Annotated in this window: 14 protein-coding genes; 9 read left to right on the forward strand and 5 right to left on the reverse strand. The window is 66.7% G+C overall.

Going from position 1 to position 18899, the window contains the following annotated elements; translation table 11 throughout:
• Positions 1-23: 23 nt before the first annotated feature.
• The 5 genes from gltB (at position 24) to cynS (ending at position 8967) form a co-directional block, all read left to right on the forward strand.
• Positions 24-4619 (forward strand): glutamate synthase large subunit, encoded by a 4596-nt coding sequence (gene gltB / locus BTO20_RS01955; protein WP_087072921.1) that lies wholly within the window; start codon positions 24-26, stop codon positions 4617-4619.
• Positions 4612-6078: a glutamate synthase subunit beta gene (locus tag BTO20_RS01960; protein ID WP_087072923.1), complete on the forward strand. Its 1467-nt coding sequence runs from the start codon at positions 4612-4614 to the stop codon at positions 6076-6078. The genes gltB and BTO20_RS01960 overlap by 8 nt, the downstream gene beginning before the upstream one ends.
• Before the next feature lie 20 nt (positions 6079-6098).
• On the forward strand, positions 6099-7433 hold the full coding sequence (locus tag BTO20_RS01965) for a glycosyltransferase 87 family protein (RefSeq protein WP_087072925.1): 1335 nt from the start codon (positions 6099-6101) through the stop codon (positions 7431-7433).
• A gap of 66 nt (positions 7434-7499) precedes the next feature.
• The gene (gene cynR, locus BTO20_RS01970; RefSeq protein ID WP_087072927.1) at positions 7500-8384 is read left to right on the forward strand and encodes a transcriptional regulator CynR; all 885 of its coding nucleotides are present in this window, start codon (positions 7500-7502) and stop codon (positions 8382-8384) included.
• Between the two features lie 112 nt (positions 8385-8496).
• Positions 8497-8967, forward strand: coding sequence for a cyanase (gene cynS / locus BTO20_RS01975; protein ID WP_087072929.1), 471 nt, complete (start codon positions 8497-8499; stop codon positions 8965-8967).
• Between the two features lie 629 nt (positions 8968-9596).
• Here the strand turns inward: cynS and BTO20_RS01985 are convergent.
• Positions 9597-10448 carry an LLM class F420-dependent oxidoreductase gene (locus BTO20_RS01985; RefSeq protein WP_087081479.1) on the reverse strand — a complete coding sequence of 284 codons (852 nt, stop codon included), beginning with the start codon at positions 10446-10448 and terminating at the stop codon, positions 9597-9599.
• Between the two features lie 140 nt (positions 10449-10588).
• Between BTO20_RS01985 and BTO20_RS01990 the strand changes: the two genes are divergently transcribed.
• Positions 10589-11932 carry an NAD-dependent succinate-semialdehyde dehydrogenase gene (locus BTO20_RS01990; RefSeq protein ID WP_087072931.1) on the forward strand — a complete coding sequence of 448 codons (1344 nt, stop codon included), beginning with the start codon at positions 10589-10591 and terminating at the stop codon, positions 11930-11932.
• 26 nt (positions 11933-11958) lie between these two features.
• On the opposite strand, the gene BTO20_RS01995 is transcribed toward BTO20_RS01990, so the two are convergent.
• Complete coding sequence (locus BTO20_RS01995; RefSeq protein ID WP_087072933.1) at positions 11959-13593, reverse strand: SulP family inorganic anion transporter; 1635 nt, start codon at positions 13591-13593, stop codon at positions 11959-11961.
• 91 nt (positions 13594-13684) lie between these two features.
• Between BTO20_RS01995 and BTO20_RS02000 the strand changes: the two genes are divergently transcribed.
• Positions 13685-14692, forward strand: coding sequence for a PHP domain-containing protein (locus BTO20_RS02000; protein WP_087072935.1), 1008 nt, complete (start codon positions 13685-13687; stop codon positions 14690-14692).
• Here the strand turns inward: BTO20_RS02000 and BTO20_RS02005 are convergent.
• On the reverse strand, positions 14681-14971 hold the full coding sequence (locus BTO20_RS02005; protein WP_087072937.1) for a YiaA/YiaB family inner membrane protein: 291 nt from the start codon (positions 14969-14971) through the stop codon (positions 14681-14683). The genes BTO20_RS02000 and BTO20_RS02005 overlap by 12 nt on opposite strands.
• A gap of 71 nt (positions 14972-15042) precedes the next feature.
• Between BTO20_RS02005 and BTO20_RS02010 the strand changes: the two genes are divergently transcribed.
• On the forward strand, positions 15043-15468 hold the full coding sequence (locus BTO20_RS02010) for a hypothetical protein (RefSeq protein ID WP_087072939.1): 426 nt from the start codon (positions 15043-15045) through the stop codon (positions 15466-15468).
• Here the strand turns inward: BTO20_RS02010 and dinB are convergent.
• Positions 15465-16679 (reverse strand): DNA polymerase IV, encoded by a 1215-nt coding sequence (gene dinB, locus BTO20_RS02015; RefSeq protein ID WP_087072941.1) that lies wholly within the window; start codon positions 16677-16679, stop codon positions 15465-15467. The genes BTO20_RS02010 and dinB overlap by 4 nt on opposite strands.
• Positions 16680-16705: 26 nt before the next feature.
• Positions 16706-17347: a TetR/AcrR family transcriptional regulator gene (locus BTO20_RS02020; RefSeq protein ID WP_087081481.1), complete on the reverse strand. Its 642-nt coding sequence runs from the start codon at positions 17345-17347 to the stop codon at positions 16706-16708.
• A 75-nt stretch (positions 17348-17422) separates the two neighbouring features.
• On the opposite strand from BTO20_RS02020, the gene BTO20_RS02025 reads away from it, so the two are divergent.
• Complete coding sequence (locus BTO20_RS02025) at positions 17423-18892, forward strand: flavin-containing monooxygenase (RefSeq protein ID WP_087072943.1); 1470 nt, start codon at positions 17423-17425, stop codon at positions 18890-18892.
• The last annotated feature ends 7 nt before the right edge of the window (positions 18893-18899 follow it).

Below are 18899 nucleotides of genomic sequence, written 5' to 3' on the forward strand. Positions count from 1 at the left end.
CGTGGTTGGAGGGCTAGGTGATAATGGCTCCAAAGCAAATCGGGTTGTACAACTCGGCGTACGAACACGGCTCCTGCGGCGTCGCGATGATCGCGGACATGCACGGCCGTCGTACTCGCGACATCGTCGACAAAGCGATCACCGCGCTGCTGAATCTTGAGCACCGCGGTGCCGCGGGCGCGGAGCCCAACACCGGCGACGGCGCGGGCATCCTGCTGCAGGTGCCCGACGAGTTCCTACGCGCGGTCTGCAAGGAGCAGGAAGGCTTCGAACTTCCGCCCGAGGGCAGCTACGCGACGGGCATCGCCTTCCTGCCGCAGTCCTCGCGCGACGCCAAGCTCGCGTGCGAGGCGGTCGGGAAGATCGTCGAGGCCGAGGGTCTGCAACTGCTGGGTTGGCGCGACGTCCCGCACGACGATTCCTCGCTGGGCGCACTGGCCCGCGACGCCATGCCGACACTGCGTCAGGTCTTCATCGGCGGCGCCGAAGGCATGGAGCTGGAGCGCCGCGCCTACGTCATCCGCAAGCGCGCCGAACACGAACTCGGCACCAAGGGACCCGGCCAGGACGGCCCGGGGCGCGAGACCGTGTACTTCCCCAGCCTTTCGGGCAAGACGATCGTCTACAAGGGCATGCTGACCACGCCGCAGCTGCGCGCGTTCTACCTCGACCTCCAGGATCAGCGGCTGAAGAGCGCGCTGGGCATCGTGCACTCGCGGTTCTCCACCAACACGTTCCCGTCGTGGCCGCTGGCGCACCCCTTCCGCCGCGTCGCGCACAACGGTGAGATCAACACCGTCACCGGCAACGAGAACTGGATGCGGGCCCGTGAGGCGCTCATCCACACCGACGTGTTCGGGTACCACAACGACCTGAACAAGATCTTCCCCGTGTGTACGCCGGGCGCGTCGGACACCGCCCGGTTCGACGAGGTCCTCGAGCTGCTGCACCTGGGCGGGCGCCCCCTGCACCACGCGGTGCTGATGATGATTCCCGAAGCCTGGGAGCGCAACACCGAGATGGACCCGGCCCGCCGGGCGTTCTACCAGTACCACGGCTCGCTCATGGAGCCGTGGGACGGACCGGCCTCGGTGTGCTTCACCGACGGCACCATCGTGGGCGCCGTGCTCGACCGCAACGGCCTGCGCCCGTCGCGGATCTGGGTGACCGAAGACGGCCTGGTCGTCATGGCATCCGAGGCAGGCGTGCTGGACCTGGACCCCTCGACCGTCGTGCAGAAGATGCGTCTGCAGCCCGGCCGCATGTTCCTGGTGGACACCGCGCAGGGCCGCATCGTCTCCGACGAAGAGGTCAAGGCCGAGCTGGCCGCCGAGCACCCCTACCAGGACTGGTTGGACGCAGGCCTCTTCCACATCGATGAACTGCCCCAGGGCAAGTACGTCAAGATGCCGCACCATCGGGTGGTGCTGCGCCAGCAGGCCTTCGGCTACACCTATGAAGAGCTCAACCTGCTGATCGCCCCCATGGCCCGCACCGGCGCCGAGGCGCTGGGCTCGATGGGCACCGACACGCCCATCGCCGTGCTGTCGGAGCGGCCGCGGATGCTGTTCGACTACTTCCAGCAGCTCTTCGCGCAGGTGACCAACCCGCCGCTGGACGCGATCCGCGAAGAGGTGGTCACCAGCCTGCAGGGTGTCATCGGACCCGAAGGCGACCTGCTCAACCCCGACGAGAACTCGTGTCGCCAGATCGTGCTGCCGCAGCCGATCCTGCGCAACGCCGAGCTGTCCAAGCTCATCGACGTCGACCCCGACCACGAGATCCGCGGCCGCAAGCACGGCATGCGGGCCGCGGTCGTGAGCTGCCTGTATCCGGTCGCCGACGGTGGCTCCGGCCTGCGTCGGGCCCTGGAGGACGTGCGCACCAAGGTGTCACAGGCCATCCGCAACGGGGCCCGCATCATCGTGCTCTCCGACCGCGAATCCAACGAATGGCTCGCGCCGATCCCGTCGCTGCTGTCCGTCGCCGCCGTGCACCATCACCTGGTCCGGGAACGCACCCGCACCCAGGTCGGCCTCGTCGTGGAATCCGGCGACGCCCGCGAGGTGCACCACATGGCCATGCTGTGCGGATTCGGCGCGGCTGCGATCAACCCGTACATGGCCTTCGAGTCCATCGAGGACATGATCGACCGCGGCGTCATCACCGGGCTGACCAGTGACCAGGCCAAGGCGAACTACGTGAAGGCCGCAGGCAAGGGTGTGCTGAAGGTGATGTCCAAGATGGGCATCTCCACCCTGGCCTCATACACCGGTGCCCAGCTGTTCCAGGCCATCGGCATCAGCCAGCGGGTGCTCGACGAGTACTTCACCGGATTGCACTGCCCCACGGGCGGTATCGATCTCGACGACATCGCCGCGGACGTGGCGGCCCGGCACGAGCTGGCGTACCTCGACCGTCCCGACGAGTGGGCGCACCGCGAGCTCGAGGTCGGCGGCGAATACCAGTGGCGGCGCGAGGGTGAATACCACCTGTTCAACCCAGACACGGTGTTCAAGCTGCAGCACTCCACCCGCACCGGGCAGTACTCGGTGTTCAAGGAGTACACCCAGCTGGTCGACGACCAGAGCGAGCGGATGGCCTCGCTGCGCGGTCTGCTGAAGTTCAAAGAAGGTGTGCGGGAGCCGATTTCGATCGACGAGGTCGAGCCGGCCAGCGAGATCGTCAAGCGGTTCTCCACCGGTGCGATGAGCTACGGCTCGATCTCGGCCGAGGCCCACGAGACGCTCGCCATCGCGATGAACCGCCTTGGCGGCCGGTCCAACTCGGGTGAGGGCGGCGAGAGCGTCGACCGCTTCGACCCTGAGGCCAACGGCGACTGGCGGCGCAGTGCCATCAAGCAGGTGGCCTCGGCCCGATTCGGTGTCACCAGCCACTACCTGACCAACTGCACCGACATCCAGATCAAGATGGCCCAGGGCGCCAAGCCCGGTGAGGGCGGACAGCTTCCGGGGCACAAGGTGTACCCGTGGGTGGCCGAGGTTCGGCATTCGACGCCGGGCGTCGGGCTGATCTCGCCGCCGCCGCACCACGACATCTACTCGATCGAGGATCTGGCGCAACTGATCCACGACCTGAAGAACGCCAACCCGGCCGCCCGTATCCATGTCAAGCTGGTCAGTGAGAACGGCGTCGGAACCGTGGCCGCCGGGGTCTCCAAGGCCCACGCCGACGTGGTGCTCATCTCCGGGCACGACGGCGGTACCGGTGCCACCCCGCTGACCTCGCAGAAGCACGCCGGCGCCCCGTGGGAGCTTGGCCTGGCCGAGACGCAGCAGACGTTGCTGCTCAACGGGCTTCGCGACCGGATCGTCGTGCAGGTGGACGGTCAGCTCAAGACGGGCCGCGACGTGGTGGTCGCCGCACTGCTCGGTGCCGAGGAATTCGGTTTCGCCACCGCACCGCTGGTGGTCTCGGGCTGCATCATGATGCGGGTCTGCCACCTCGACACCTGCCCGGTGGGCGTGGCGACGCAGAACCCGGTGCTGCGCGAGCGGTTCAACGGCAAGCCCGAGTTCGTCGAGAACTTCTTCATGTTCATCGCCGAGGAAGTTCGGGAACTCATGGCGCAGTTGGGCTTCCGCACCGTCAACGAGATGGTCGGCCAGGTCGGCGCGCTGGACACCAGCCGGGCCGCCGAGCACTGGAAGGCCTACAAGCTCGACCTCGCGCCGGTGCTGCACGAGCCGGAATCGGCCTTCATGAACCAGGACCTGTACTGCAGCTCGCGCCAGGACCACGGCCTGGACAAGGCGCTGGATCAGCAGCTCATCGTGCAGAGCCGTGAGGCGCTGGACAGCGGCGCGAAGGTCCGGTTCTCCACCAAGATCACCAACGTCAACCGCACCGTGGGCACCATGCTGGGCCATGAAGTGACCAAAGTGTATGGCGGGCAGGGGCTTCCGGACGGAACCATCGACATCACGTTCGACGGTTCGGCCGGCAACAGCTTCGGTGCGTTCGTGCCCAAGGGCATCACGCTGCGGGTGTACGGCGACGCCAACGACTACGTCGGCAAGGGCCTGTCCGGTGGCCGGATCGTGGTGCGGCCCTCGGAGAACGCCCCGGCGGATTACATCGCCGAGAGCAACATCATCGGCGGCAACGTGATCCTGTTCGGCGCCACCAGCGGCCAGGCCTTCCTGCGCGGTGTGGTGGGCGAGCGGTTCGCGGTGCGCAACTCGGGTGCACACGCCGTCGTCGAGGGCGTGGGTGACCACGGCTGCGAGTACATGACCGGCGGCAAGGTGGTCATCCTCGGTGCCACCGGACGCAACTTCGCTGCCGGCATGTCCGGTGGCGTGGCCTATGTGTACGACCCGGCGGGCGCGCTGCCGGGGAACGTGAATGCAGAGATGGTCGATCTCGACGCTCTGGACGACGCTGACCGCGAATGGCTGCACGGCATCATCACCGCGCACGTCGACGCGACGGATTCGGCCGTGGGGCAACGGATCCTGGCCGATTGGGATGGCGAGATGAAGAACTTCGTTAAGGTTATGCCGCGGGATTACAAGCGGGTGCTTACGGCGATCGCCGAGGCCGAAGCCGCCGGTTCCGACGTCAACGATGCGATCATGGCGGCGGCCCGTGGCTGATCCGAGCGGCTTCCTCAAGCACACCAAACGCGAACTGCCGACCCGGCGGCCGGTGCCGCTGCGCCTACAGGACTGGAAAGAGGTCTACGAGGACTTCTCCCACGAAACCCTGCAGGTCCAGGCCTCCCGGTGCATGGACTGCGGTATCCCCTTCTGCCACAACGGGTGTCCGCTGGGGAACCTGATTCCCGAGTGGAACGACCTGGTGTTCCGCGACCGCTGGCGCGACGCCATCGAGCGGTTGCACGCGACCAACAACTTCCCGGAGTTCACCGGTCGGCTCTGCCCGGCGCCCTGCGAGGCGTCGTGCGTGCTGGGGATCAACCAGGATCCGGTGACCATCAAGCAGGTCGAGGTCGAGATCATCGACAACGCCTTCGAGCAGGGCTGGGTCAAGCCGCTGCCGCCGGATGTGTTGACCGGCAAGAAGGTTGCCGTCGTCGGATCCGGCCCCGCAGGGCTGGCCGCGGCGCAGCAGCTGACCCGTGCCGGGCATGACGTGACGGTGTTCGAGCGCGCCGACCGCATCGGCGGGCTGCTGCGCTACGGCATCCCCGAGTTCAAGATGGAGAAGCGCCACATCGACCGCCGTCTGGAACAGATGGAGGCCGAAGGCACGAAGTTCCGCACGGGCGTCAACGTCGGCGTGGACCTCACCGTCGAGCAGCTGCGCGAGGACTTCGATGCAGTGGTGCTCGCGGGCGGTGCGACGGCGTGGCGCGACCTGCCGATCCCGGGCCGCGAGCTCGACGGCATCCACCAGGCCATGGAGTACCTGCCGTGGGCCAACCGCGTGCAAAACGGTGACGATGTGCTGGGTCCCGACGGGGAACCGCCCATCACGGCCAAGGGCAAGAAGGTCGTCATCATCGGCGGCGGCGACACCGGCGCGGACTGCCTGGGCACCGCCCACCGGCAGGGCGCGGCCAGCATCCACCAGTTCGAGATCATGCCGCGGCCGCCGGAGTCCCGCGCTGATTCGACCCCTTGGCCGACCTATCCGTTGATGTTCCGGGTGTCCTCGGCGCACGAAGAGGGTGGCGAGCGGGTCTTCTCGGTGAACACCGAGCAGTTCGTCGGCGCCGACGGGCGGGTCACCTCGCTCAAGGTGCACGAGGTCGTCATGACCGCGGGCAAGTTCGAGAAGGTCGACGGCTCCGACTTCGAGCTGGATGCCGACATCGTGTTCCTCGCAATGGGCTTCGTCGGTCCCGAGCGTGAGGGCCTGCTGACCGAGCTGGGCGTGGAGCTGACCGACCGCGGAAACGTCGCACGCGACAAGAACTTCCAGACCACCGAGCCGGGCGTGTTCGTCGCAGGCGACATGGGGCGCGGACAGTCTCTGATCGTGTGGGCGATCGCCGAGGGCCGCGCAGCCGCAGCCGGCGTCGACAGTTACCTGATGGGCCACAGCGCGCTACCGGTGCCGATCAAGCCGACCGCCGCGCCGCAGCGGTAGTCAGCCCGGTGGGCGGGGGGATGGTACTGCGCCGTCGTGTTGTCTGCGGCGCAGTCATCATGGCCGTGCTGGCGTTGGTGGTGCACAACCACCTGGTGCCGTTCCAGACACAGTTCTTCGGGTTGACCGAGAACAACTACGATCTGGACACCTACCGGGCGGCTGTGCACCAGGTGTGGGACGGCCGAGGTCTGTACGACACGCCTGCGCTGCGCGGGGCGTGGTTCGTCTACCCGCCCTTCGCGACCCTGGCCCTCGCGCCATTCGCCTGGCTCGGATTCGATGTCGCGAAGTACGCCCTCCTGGCGCTGTCGATCGGCGTGCTGGCGCTCATCGCATGGCGCATCATGCGCCTGGCCGGTTTTCGCGCGGATGCCCGGTTGGCCGTGGTGAGCGGTGCGCTCGCGGTGATCGTCATCGACCTCGAGCCCGTGCAGGCGACGCTGTGGTGGGGGCAGATCAACGTCCTGCTCATGGCGCTGGTGCTGCTCGATCTGTTACGTCCCGTCGAATCCCGCTGGCGCGGGATAGGTTTGGGTATCGCCGCGGGTATCAAGCTGACCCCGCTCGTGTTCCTGCCGTACCTGCTGCTCACCCGGCAATGGCGGGCATCAGCTACTGCCACACTGACATTCGGTGCCACCGCGCTGATCACCTGGCCGCTGCTGCCGCGCGACAGCACCTGGTTCTGGACTCACCTCGGCGATACCAGCCACATCAGCCGTCTCGATCATCTGGCGAACCAGTCGATCAACGGATTTCTCGCCCGGTACTTCGCCCCGCATCCCCGCCCGGAGTGGCTGTGGATTGCCGTGAGCCTGCTGGTGGTTGCCGTCGGTCTGGCGGTCGCGACGTGGGCTCAGCGGCGCGGAGAGCCGGCGCTGGCCGTGGTGCTTGTCGGTTTGATGGGCTGCGCGGTGTCGCCGTTCAGTTGGGCCGCGCACTGGGTGTGGTTCGCACCGGCATTCTTCTGGCTCGTGGCGAAAGCGGGCACGACACGAGGGCACTGGGCCCGAGGGTGGGCCTACCGGGCCGCCGTGCTGGTGGCGATGACGTTCATGTGGACGCTGCACCGTCCGGGACGCAACCACACCACCATGTACTTCAGCGGCGTGTACTGGAATTTCATCGACCTACGCGCGTTTTGGGTCGGCCAGCTCGCGAGCGGCTGGTATCCACTGGTGTTCCTGTGCTTCATGGTCGGTGCGGCGAGCTGGTTGCGGCTGAGCGCGCGTGACGAGATCGCCATGGCGACAGCGGATCTCGAGGACTACCCGCCGGAGTTTCTCGATGAGCGGCTGGGCGGTACGCCCGAAGCCGTCCCGGATCGAGAGGTCCGCGCCGGCGCCCAGTAGCGCCGTGACGATAGCGGCAAAGACGCGTTCTCCATCAGGGCGATTACTGGTGTCTATCGTTGACGCATGGAGCTGCGCCACGTGCGTTATCTGCTTGCCGTCGCCGAGCACGGAAACTTCACGCGCGCCGCCGAGACCCTGCACATATCGCAGCCGACGCTGTCGCAGCAGATCCGCCAACTTGAGCGGACTCTCGGGGTACAGCTGCTGGACCGCTCCGGGCGCGCGGTCCGCCTCACCGATGCCGGCGAGGCGTTCGCCGACCACGCCCGCAGCGCGTTGCGGGATCTCGATGCCGGTGAGCGCGCCGTGCACGACGTCCGGGATCTGTCCCGGGGCCATCTGCGCATCGCGATGACGCCCAGCCTCACCGCCTACCTGATCGGGCCCCTGGTGCACCGGTACCGCACCGCATACCCGGGGATCACGCTGACGATCACCGAGACCACTCAGGACCGCATCGAGGCCGATCTGCTGGCCGACCGTCTTGACCTGGGGCTGGCCTTCAGTGGCAGCCATGCGGCCGGCATCGACAATTCGCCGTTGTTCATCGAATACCTCGGCCTGGTGGTCGGATCGTCGCACCCTCTCGCCGCCGAATCCGGCTCGGTCACGGTGAGCCGGCTGGCGGCTCAGCCACTCGCATTGCTCAGCCGCGACTTCGCCACCCGCACGCACATCGATGCCCATTTCGCCGCGTGCGAGGTGGCCCCGCAGATCGCGATCGAAGCCAACTCGATCAGCGCGCTGGTCGAAGTGGTGCGCCGCGGGTCCATCGCGACCGTCTTGCCGGACGCGATCACTCGGGCCCATCCTGACCTGCACGCCGTGGCACTGTATCCCGAACTACCCACGCGAACTGTCGAGATGCTCCGGCGTGGGGCCGCCTATCACTCGGCGGCCGCGCACGCGTTCGCGGCGATGGCCAGGGCCGAGGTTCAACCGGGCTGACTCAACTATTGGCTGAATCGATCGTGCTGATGGATTTCACGTATTGGACGCTATGTAGGTCGGTCGCGCACGCTCGACGGGTCACTACAACCCGAAAGCGCGAGGACGTCACATGGTGCACGCACAATTCGATCCCACAGCCCGCGAGATCCTGGCGGCCGAAGCCGTCGCTGCCAAGACCGCCAAAGATCTGACCTGGCAGCAGATTGCCGACGCGGCCGGGTTCTCGGTCGCCTTCGTCACCGCCGCAGTGCTCGGCCAGCACGCGCTGCCGCAGGAGGCTGCGGTGGCCGTCGCCGATCTCCTCGGATTGGACAGCAGCGCCGCCCAACTGTTGCAGACCATTCCGACCCGCGGATCGATTCCCGGAGGCATTCCCACCGATCCGACCATCTACCGCTTCTACGAGATGCTGCAGGTGTACGGCACCACTCTGAAGGCGCTCGTCCACGAACAGTTCGGCGACGGCATCATCAGCGCCATCAACTTCCGCCTCGACGTGCAGAAGGTCGCCGACCCCGAAGGCGGGGAGCGCGCGGTGATCACGCTCGACGGGAAGTACCTGCCGACCAAGCCGTTCTGACCGCCGGGGCCGGTCGTCGCGCCCCGTGCTGACGGGGCGTTGACGGAGTTTTCTTAATCTTTGCCCGCTTTGTTATGTCATCGTGATGTTGGGGTGAGATCGCTCCGACAACGTGATGCAGGCCACGCGGAGTGCGTTATTTGACGCCACAACTATCACACCAGTATCACCAGAAACATCGGCTTTTTGTGCGGCGTGGCTCGCACTGTTTGCCAATGAACGGGTATCTAATGACTTCATGAGAGAGCTGCGGTAACGTAGAGCTACGGGTACAGCTATCAAGACGTCGCAGGAGTGATCACCGTGTACAACATCCCGCTTAGCCGGTCGCGGATGGGTCGAATCGCCTGGTCATGGTTCCGCCACCCCGTGAAGAGCCGTGAATTTCCGGCTAAGAACGAACGCCTGGTGACCCCCGACGAGCTACTTCGCTTCGGAGTCTAGGCCGTCCACGCGCCGCTGTGCCGCGGGTTGTCGCGGCCCACTGGCCGCATTTGCTTCGCTGAATCTGTCAGTGTCTGACCTGTTATAACGAGTTCCATCGGCGTTGCCCAGCAAAAGTGCTCGGAAACCACCGGCGCCCGGCGCGCTGGTCGCGCGGCCGGGCGCCGTCGTCGTGAAGCGGTGCGTCAAGCGGTGAGCTGACCCGAATCCCGGATCGCCTCGGCGAGCGGTTCGAGCACCGCGCTGTCGAGCGGCGGCGGCAGGTAGACGATCGCCAGGTCTAGTCCCTCGGCGCCGAGTGCGGCCGCCTCGTCGACCACCTTGGCGTAGTCGCGGTCTTCGCCCAGCCGGACGTGGGCCGACAGCGTGATCGCTTTCGGATCGCGACCGAGATCGGCGCAGTGCGCGGCCAACACGTCACGCTTGCGCGCGAACTCCTCCGGCGGACCGCCGACGAAGTTCCAGTGGTCGGCGTACTTCGCGGTGATCCGCAACGTGCGCTTCTCGCCGCTGCCACCGATACAGATCGGCGGATGCGGCTGCTGCGGACCCTTCGGCTCGTTGCGGGCATCTTTGAGCTGGTAGTAGGAGCCGTCGAACGTCGTCGTCTCCTGGGTCAGCAGGCCGGTGATCACCTGACAAGCTTCCTCGAACCGGTCGAAGCGCTCCTTGATGCTGCCCAGTTCGATGCCGTACGCACCGGACTCTTCCTCGTTCCAGCCTGCGCCGATGCCGAGCTCGAGGCGTCCGTTGGAAATGATGTCGAGCGCGGCGGCCATGTTGGCCAGGACCGCGGGATGGCGGTAGTGGATGCCGGTGACGAGCACACCGACGCGCAACCGTTCGGTCGCCTGCGCCAGCGCCGTCAGCGTGGTCCAGCCCTCCAGGCACGGACCCGCGGAGTCGGAGAAGATCGGATAGAAGTGATCGAAGGTCCAGCCGGACTCGTAGACGTCGATCGCATCGGCCGCACGCCAGACGGTGAGCATGTCGGCCCAGGTTGTGTTCTGCGGGGAAGTTTTGAAGGCGAATCGCACGCCCATGCCAACTTTGGCTTCGCACAGATTCATTCCCCCGGAAACCTGTGAATTGATTGCGCATCTCGCCGCGAAGTCCTCGCCCCGCTGGGTAGTGTCGCGGGTGCGTTAAATGCGCCCAACAAACCGGGAGTGAAACCATGAGCGAGTATGCAGTCACCAACCCGGCGACCGCGGAGGTCGTCGCCACTTATCCGACTGCAACCCAAGCCGAGATCGAAGCCGCGATCGACGCGGCAGCCAAGACCTCTCGCACCTGGTCGCGGACCAGCACGGTAGCCGAACGGGCAGCCCTTCTCGGGAAGGTCGCCAAGCTGCACGAAGAGCGTCGCGAACAATTGGCGACGGTCATCAACCGCGAGATGGGCAAGCCCATGGACCAATCCCTGGGCGAGGTCGACTTCTGCGCCGCGATCTACCAGTACTACGCCGACAATGCCGAGAAGTTCCTCGCCGACGAGGAGATCACGCTGCTCGACGGCGAAGGCAGCGCGGTGGTCAAGCGCGGGCCCGTCGGCGTGCTGCTCGGCATCATGCCGTGGAACTACCCGTACTACCAGGTGGCGCGGTTCGCCGGCCCAAACCTGGTGGTGGGCAACACCATTCTGCTCAAGCATGCACCGCAGTGCCCCGAGTCGGCCGAACTGCTGCAGCTGATCTTCCTGGAAGCCGGCTTCCCGCAGGGTGCCTACATCGACATCCGGGCCACCAATGACCAGGTCGCCGAGATCATCGCCGACCCGCGAGTGGCAGCGGTGTCGCTGACGGGCTCCGAGCGTGCCGGCGCCGCGGTCGCCGAGATCGCCGGGCGCCACCTCAAGAAGTGCGTCCTGGAGCTCGGCGGTTCCGACCCGTTCGTGGTGCTCTCGACCGACGATCTCGACGCGACGGTCGAAGCCGCCGTGGCCGGCCGGATGGAGAACACCGGACAGGCCTGTAACGCGGCCAAGCGGTTCATCGTCGCCGAGGGCATCTACGACGACTTCCTGACGAAGTTCACCGAAAAGATCCTCGCCGCAGCCGACGGTGTCGCCCCGTTGTCCTCACTGCGGGCGGCAGAGACGCTGGAACAGCAGGTCAAAACCGCGGTCGCGGGCGGTGCGAAGCTGACTTCGGCAGGTGAGCGCAATGGCGCGTTCTTCCCGCCCGGTGTGCTCACCGGGGTCACCGAGGACAACCCGATCTACGGCCAGGAGCTGTTCGGCCCGGTGGCTGTGGTGTACAAGGTCGGTTCGGAGGACGAGGCGGTGGCTGTCGCCAACGACACCCCGTTCGGCCTGGGCTCCTACGTCTTCACCACCGATGCGGACCAAGCCAAGCGCGTCGCCGACCGGATCGATGCCGGCATGGTGTTCGTCAACGCCGTCGGCGCCGAAGGTGTCGAGCTGCCGTTCGGCGGGATCAAGCGTTCCGGGTACGGGCGCGAGCTTGGCAAGTACGGCATCGACGAGTTCGTGAACAAGAAGCTGATCCGCACCGTCTAGCGGACGGATCCGCTTGCGGGAACTGCTCAATGCGGGCGATGCGCGACATGCGTGCGCGCGTGGTCGATCGCGTCGTCGAGCGAATCGAGCAAGTGGTTCTCGTGTCGGAGCGACTCGAACACGCCGACGTTGGCGAGCAACTCGGCGTGTTCGGGCCGGACTCCCTTAATGATCACCGTGACACCGCGGGCCTCCAGTTCGGTGGCGATCTCCGCGAGCGTGTGCGCGCCCGTGGCGTCGAGCATGCCCAGTTGCGACATCCGGATGATGACGACGGATGTGTGCGGGTGCTCGCCGTCGACGATCGCCTGCGAAATGCGCTCGGCCGCACCGAAGAACATCGCGCCGTCGAGGCGTAGCAGCGCGATCTCGTCATCGCCGGGCAGCGCTGGGCCGGGCAGCTCTTCGCGAACCACGCTGCTGCGCCGCGCGATCGACCGCAACGCGAAGAACGCCGCAACCACAATCCCGATCTCGACGGCCTCGATCAGATCGAAACACACCGTCACCACGGCCGTCAGCACGAAGGTCAGGGCGTCGGATCGGGTGGAGCGCAGGATCTTTCGAACCGTCGCAGCCGAGATCATCCGGAACGACGTCACCATCAGCACCCCGGCCAGTGCGGCGAGCGGGATGGTCGACACCGGCCCGGTCGCCAGGTAGACCACCGCGAGCAGAACCAGGGAGTGCACGATCGCCGCGACCCGCGTCCTGGCGCCGGACCGCACGTTGACCGCGGTGCGGGCGATCGCACCGGTCGCGGGCATCCCGCCGAACACACCGGAGGCCACCGAGGCCAGCCCCTGGCCCACCAGTTCCCGGTCGGGGGCGTACGGTCCGGTCGGCGACATGGTTGCCGCGACCCGAGCCGAGAGCAGCGATTCGATGGCCGCCAGGGCGGCGATGGCCAGCGCGGCACCGAGCAGCGTGCGCATCGCCCCGAGATCGGCGTGCGGCAGCACCGGCGCGGGCAGATGGGACGGCAACTCGCCGATGGCCGCGACCGGGATGTGCAGCACGCTCACCAGCACCGTGGCAACGATCACCGCGGTCAGCGATTCGGGGATGGCCCGGTGCAACCGGGGGAGCGTGACCATCAGGAGCGCCACCACGGTGACCACACCGAGCGTTTTCGCCGCCGCCGTCCAGTCGGCCTGGGCCACCACGGTGATCGCGGCGGGCAGCGTGCGTTCACCGGCAGGGGGCTGCTGCGCGAACGCCGCGGGGACCTGTTGCAGAAAGATGATGGTGGCGATGCCGAGCGTAAAGCCCTCGATCACCGGCCACGGGATGAACGTCACGGCCCGGCCCAGTCCGGTGACGCCGGCCGCCAACACCAGCAGGCCCGCCGCCACCGTGACCAAGGCGATGCTGCCGAGTCCGTGTTGCGCGACGATCGGTGCGAGGACCACCGCCATCGCTCCCGTCGGCCCGGAGACCTGCACGTGCGAACCGCCGAACACGGCCGCGACCAGTCCGGCGACCACCGCCGTGATCAGGCCCGCCGCGGCCCCGACACCGGAGCTGATCCCGAAGGCCAACGCCAGCGGCAGCGCGACGACGCCGACCGTCACGCCGGCGAGGATGTCGCGACGCCACGAGCGCGGCAGATCCGCGTAATCGTCGCGATGGGGCAGCAGCCGGCTGAAGCGATGAGGCACGATACGACCTGATGACTTGATGGATTGAAGAAAATCGCAATCAAGAATAGTCGGGTGCCCCGACGGGGTGCAAACGGGCACACTGGAGCCCATGGATCCGGTGACCGCACTACGCCAGATCGCGTACTACAAGGACCGGGCCCGCGAAGACCCGCGGCGGGTGATGGCCTACCGCAAGGCCGCCGATGTGGTCGAGGCGCTGAGCGACGAACAGCGGCAACGCCTGGGCGCGTCCAACGGGTGGCAGTCGCTGCCGGGTGTCGGCCCGAAGACCGCAACGGTGATCGCCCAGGCGTGGGCCGGCCGTGCGCCGGATGCCCTGGTCGAATTGCGCTCGACTGCGGCCGATCTCGGCGGCGGCGACATCCGTGCTGCACTGCGCGGCGACCTGCACGTGCACTCCAACTGGTCGGACGGCTCCGCGCCGATCGAGGAGATGATGCTCGCCGCAAAGGAATTGGGCCACGAATACTGTGCGCTGACCGATCACTCACCGCGGCTGAAAGTCGCCAACGGTCTCTCGCCCGAGCGCCTGCGAAAACAGCTCGACGTGATCGACGAACTCCGCGACACCGTCGCACCCATGCGGATCCTCACCGGCATAGAGGTCGACATCCTCGAAGACGGTTCGCTGGACCAGGAACCCGAGCTGCTGGAGCGGCTCGACGTGGTGGTGGCCAGCGTGCACTCCAAGCTCGCGATGGACGCCGCGGCGATGACCCGCCGGATGCTCAAGGCCGTGTCGAATCCGCACACCGATGTGCTCGGACACTGCACCGGGCGCCTGGTCACCGGCGGCCGCGGCACCCGGCCGGAGTCGAAGTTCGACGCCGAGAAGGTGTTCACCGCGTGCCGCGACCACGGTACGGCCGTCGAGATCAACTCCCGGCCTGAGCGCCGCGACCCGCCGACCCGGCTACTCAAGCAAGCGCTGGAGATCGGCTGCCTGTTCAGTATCGACACCGATTCACACGCTCCCGGCCAGCTCGACTTTCTCGGCTACGGCGCCCAGCGGGCACTCGACTCCGAGGTTCCGGTGCAGCGCATCGTCAACACCTGGCCCGCCGACGACCTGCTGGAGTGGACCTCAGGACGCTGAGCTGAACGGATTATGTTCGGCGAGCAGCTTTTCCAGCCGCGCCTCGTCCAGCCGCACCCGGATGGTCGCAGCCTCCTGCTGGTCGCGGACCACTTTCGCCAGCGTGAAGGCGCTGGTGACGAGAAACAGCACCGACATCGCCAGGAACAGACGCTGCCAGGTATCCAGTGGCAGGAAATAGATTCCACCGAGCACGCCGAGAAAACTCACGCCGAAGGCAATCGCGGCCTGGATGAAGAAGGCGGCGGTGATCTTCGACAAGTCGTTGATTGCGTTCATGATTCGTAGTTTGCCGCAGCCAGCGGCGTCCGCAGATCCGTGAGATTACTCAGGTTTCGTACACTCACCGCGTGGATCTGGGTATCGACACCGTCATCACCCTGCTGGCCGCCGGACTGATCTTCCTGCTCGCGCTCGTTCTCGGGGTGTGGAAGTACCAGCAGATGGCCACCAGCGAGAGTCATCTCGCCCATCCCTATGTCGACATCGCCCATCGCGCGGCCCTGTTGTACTCGTTCGCGACGCTGCTGGTGGCGGTGTTCGTCGAACTCAGCGCGTGGCCGACGTGGCTGAACCTGACCGCCGCAATGGTGCTGGTGTTCTTCTTTGTCGTCGCCATCGCCAGCTATATCGGACACGGTGCGCGACGCGACACCACCAACCAGTTCGAGCGGCCCGCTCCCGGGTTGCACACGGGCATGGTGGCCCTGATCGTCGGGGAGATCGGCGGGTTCGCGGTGCTGCTGACGGGTTTTGTTGTGGCGCAATTCTTTTAATCGGGCAGCATAGGCATCTCCCACCCGGGATCGCGGCCGACCAGCACGCCACGGGTGAGCAGTGCGGTGCCGAAACGCTCCCGGATCTGGTCGACGGCCGAGTCGACGGCGCCGAGATCCGGAACGCTGTCGAACGGGAGCTCCAACTGCTCGTTGCCGTCGCGGTCGATGTTGGACACCGCGAACCCGATCAGGGTCAGTCCCCGCTGCGCGATCAGTGGCGCTGCGCCGTCGACCAATGCGCGCGCGGCACAGAGGACTTCCTCGGTGGACGCGGTGGCGCGGGGCAAGGTGTGCGACCGGGTGGCGCGACCGAAGTCATCGAACCGCAGGCGCAGCACCACCGTGCGGCCGGTGCGTCCGGAGGCACGCATCCGGCGGGTGATGCGGTCGACGAGGTTGATCACCACGGCATCGACCTCGGCCGCCGACATGGTGTTGCCGCGGCGACCCAGCGCACGCTGGGCCCCGACCGAATGCCGGTGCACCCCCGTGGTGACCCGGCGCCGATCGATGTTGCGGGACAACGCGAACAGCTGGCGTCCCATGGCTCCGCCGACCATCGCCGAGAGCGCGGACTCGGGCAACTCGGCGACATCGGCCACCGTCTCGATGCCGTGCGCGCGCAGCTTCTCCGCCGTCTTGGCTCCGACACCCCACAGCCGCTGCACCGGGAGTGGGTGCAGGAACGCCAGTTCGCGGTCCGGCGGGACCAGCAGCAGCCCGTCGGGCTTGCCTTCCTGGCTGGCGACCTTGGCGAGGAACTTGGTGCGGGCGATGCCGACGGTGATCGGGAGACCGACCCGGTCGCGTACCTGCTCCCGCAGCCGCCCGGCGATCTGCACCGGTGTGCCCGACACCCGGCCCAGCCCGGAGACATCGAGAAACGCCTCGTCCACCGACAGCGGTTCGACCAGGGGAGTGGTGTCTTCAAAGACTCTGAAGACCTCTCGACTCGCCTGCGTGTACGCGGCCATCCGCGGTGGCACGACGACGGCCCGCGGGCAGAGCGCACGGGCCTGATGGCCACCCATCGCCGTCCGTACGCCGAAGGCCTTCGCCTCGTAACTGGCCGCCAACACCACCCCGGCGCCCACGATCACCGGCCGGCCGCGCAGCGCAGGGTCGTCCCGTTGCTCCACCGACGCGTAGAACGAGTCGAGGTCGGCGTGGAGGATGGCCGCCTCGCTCGGGATGCCCGACACGAACATATGTTCGCACGCTGGGGCGACAAGCGTCAGGCGGCGGTGCCGTAAATGCTGGTCAGCCAGATGTGGGCCAACGTGTCGACCACCCGGTCGTCGGCGATGCCCGGCTCTTCACCGCCGAGCGCCGCCATCATGGTGCGCTCGTTCATCAGGTTCAGCGAGGTGGCGAGGTCCATCGCCGGAATGGTGTCCGGGGCGGCGCCACGCTGGCGTTCGGCGCCGATCAGCGCGGCGGTCAGGTTGATCCACTTCTGCATCAACCCCGCCCAGAACTCGCGGAACTCGGGGATGGTCCCGACGGCCTCGGCGCCGGCCTTCGCGGTGGCCGGGTGTGACCCGAATGAGCTGAAGAAGATCTCGATACCGCGGCGGATGGCCCGCCTCGGATCGGCGGGCATGTCCTCCAACGCGCCGTCGAAGCCGGTGTCGGCGCGCTTGATGAGCGGGTCGAGCAGTGACAGCAGGACGGCTTCCTTGGACGAGAAATAGAAGTAGAAGGTGGGCCGTGAGATGCCGGCGCCTTTGGCCAGATCGTCGACCGAGACGTCGGCGAACTTCTTGGTCTCCAGCAGCCGCGATGCCGTCGCCAGGATCGCCGCTTCACGGTCGTCGCCCGACGGTCTTGTCGCGCGGCGGCCGCGTGGTGCGCGGGTCTGGGCGGTGGTCACGATGAGGAGTTTAACAGCGCGTCGAAATTTTCGACAGGGTGTTGACCCACTCAACACTATGTTGATACCGTCGGTCCCATGAATGAACACTTCGACGTCGTGATCGTCGGCGCCGGAATCTCCGGCATCAGCACGGCCTGGCATCTGCAGGACCGTTGCCCAGGCAAGAGCTACGTGATCCTGGAACGCCGCGAGAACATCGGTGGCACCTGGGACCTGTTCAAGTACCCCGGCATCCGCTCCGACTCCGACATGTTCACCCTGGGCTTCCGGTTCAAGCCATGGGAGTCGGCGAAGTCGATCGCCGACGGCCAGTCGATCTGGAACTACATCAACGAGGCCGCCGTCGAGAACGGCATCGACAAGCACATCCGCACGGGCCACCGCGTGCTGTCAGTGGACTGGTCGGACGCCGAGAACCGCTGGACGGTCGAGGTCGAGACGGGCGGCGAGACCAAGCAGATCACCGCATCCTTCCTGTCGGTGTGCAGTGGCTACTACAACTACGACGAGGGCTACTCGCCCGAGTTCCCGGGCGCGGCCGACTTCAAGGGCCAGATCATCCACCCGCAGCACTGGCCGGAGAATCTCGACTACGCCGGCAAGAACGTCGTCGTGATCGGTTCCGGCGCAACGGCTGTCACGCTGATCCCGTCACTGGTCGACGGCGGTGTCGGCCACGTCACCATGCTGCAGCGCTCGCCCACCTACATCGGCGCGCTGCCGCTGGTCGATCCGGTCGCCGCGAAGGCCAACAAGTACCTGCCGAAGAACCTGGCCCACTTCGTCAACCGCTGGAAGCAGATCGGCTACAGCACCGGGCAGTACCAGCTCGCCCGGAAGTTCCCGGCCGTGTTCAAGAAGGCGCTGCGCCAGATGGCCGAGCGCCGGTTGCCCGAGGGCTTCGACTACGACAAGCACTTCAGCCCGCGCTACAACCCGTGGGACGAGCGAGTCTGCCTGGCGCCCAACGGCGATCTGTTCAAGGCGATCCGCTCGGGCAAGGCGGGCGTCGTCACCGACACCATCGAGACCTTCACCGAGAACGGCATCAAGCTCACGTCCGGTGAGGAGCTGCAGGCCGACATCATCGTCACCGCAACGGGTTTGAACATGCAGCTGTTCGGCGGCGCGGTGGCCTACCGCAACGGCGAGCCGATCGACCTGCCCAAGTGCATGACCTACAAGGGCCTGATGCTCTCCGGCGTGCCGAACATGGCGATCACGTTCGGTTACACCAACGCGTCGTGGACCCTCAAGGCCGACCTGGTGTCCGAGTTCATCTGCCGCCTGCTGAACTACATGGACGCCAACGGGTTTGACCGCGTCGAGGCGCAGCACCCCGGCGACAGCGTCGACGAGCTGCCGTTCATGGACTTCACCCCCGGGTACTTCCGGAGGGCCATGGACAGCCTGCCCAAGTCGGGCTCCGAGGCGCCGTGGAAGCTCAAGCAGAACTACTTCTTCGACATGCGGACCATCCGGTACGGCAAGGTCGACGAGCAGTCACTGCACTTCACCAAGCACCGCGTGGCAGTGCCGGCCTAGTTTTTCC

The sequence above is a fragment of the Mycobacterium dioxanotrophicus genome (assembly GCF_002157835.1).
GTDB classification, from domain to species: Bacteria; Actinomycetota; Actinomycetes; order Mycobacteriales; family Mycobacteriaceae; genus Mycobacterium; species Mycobacterium dioxanotrophicus.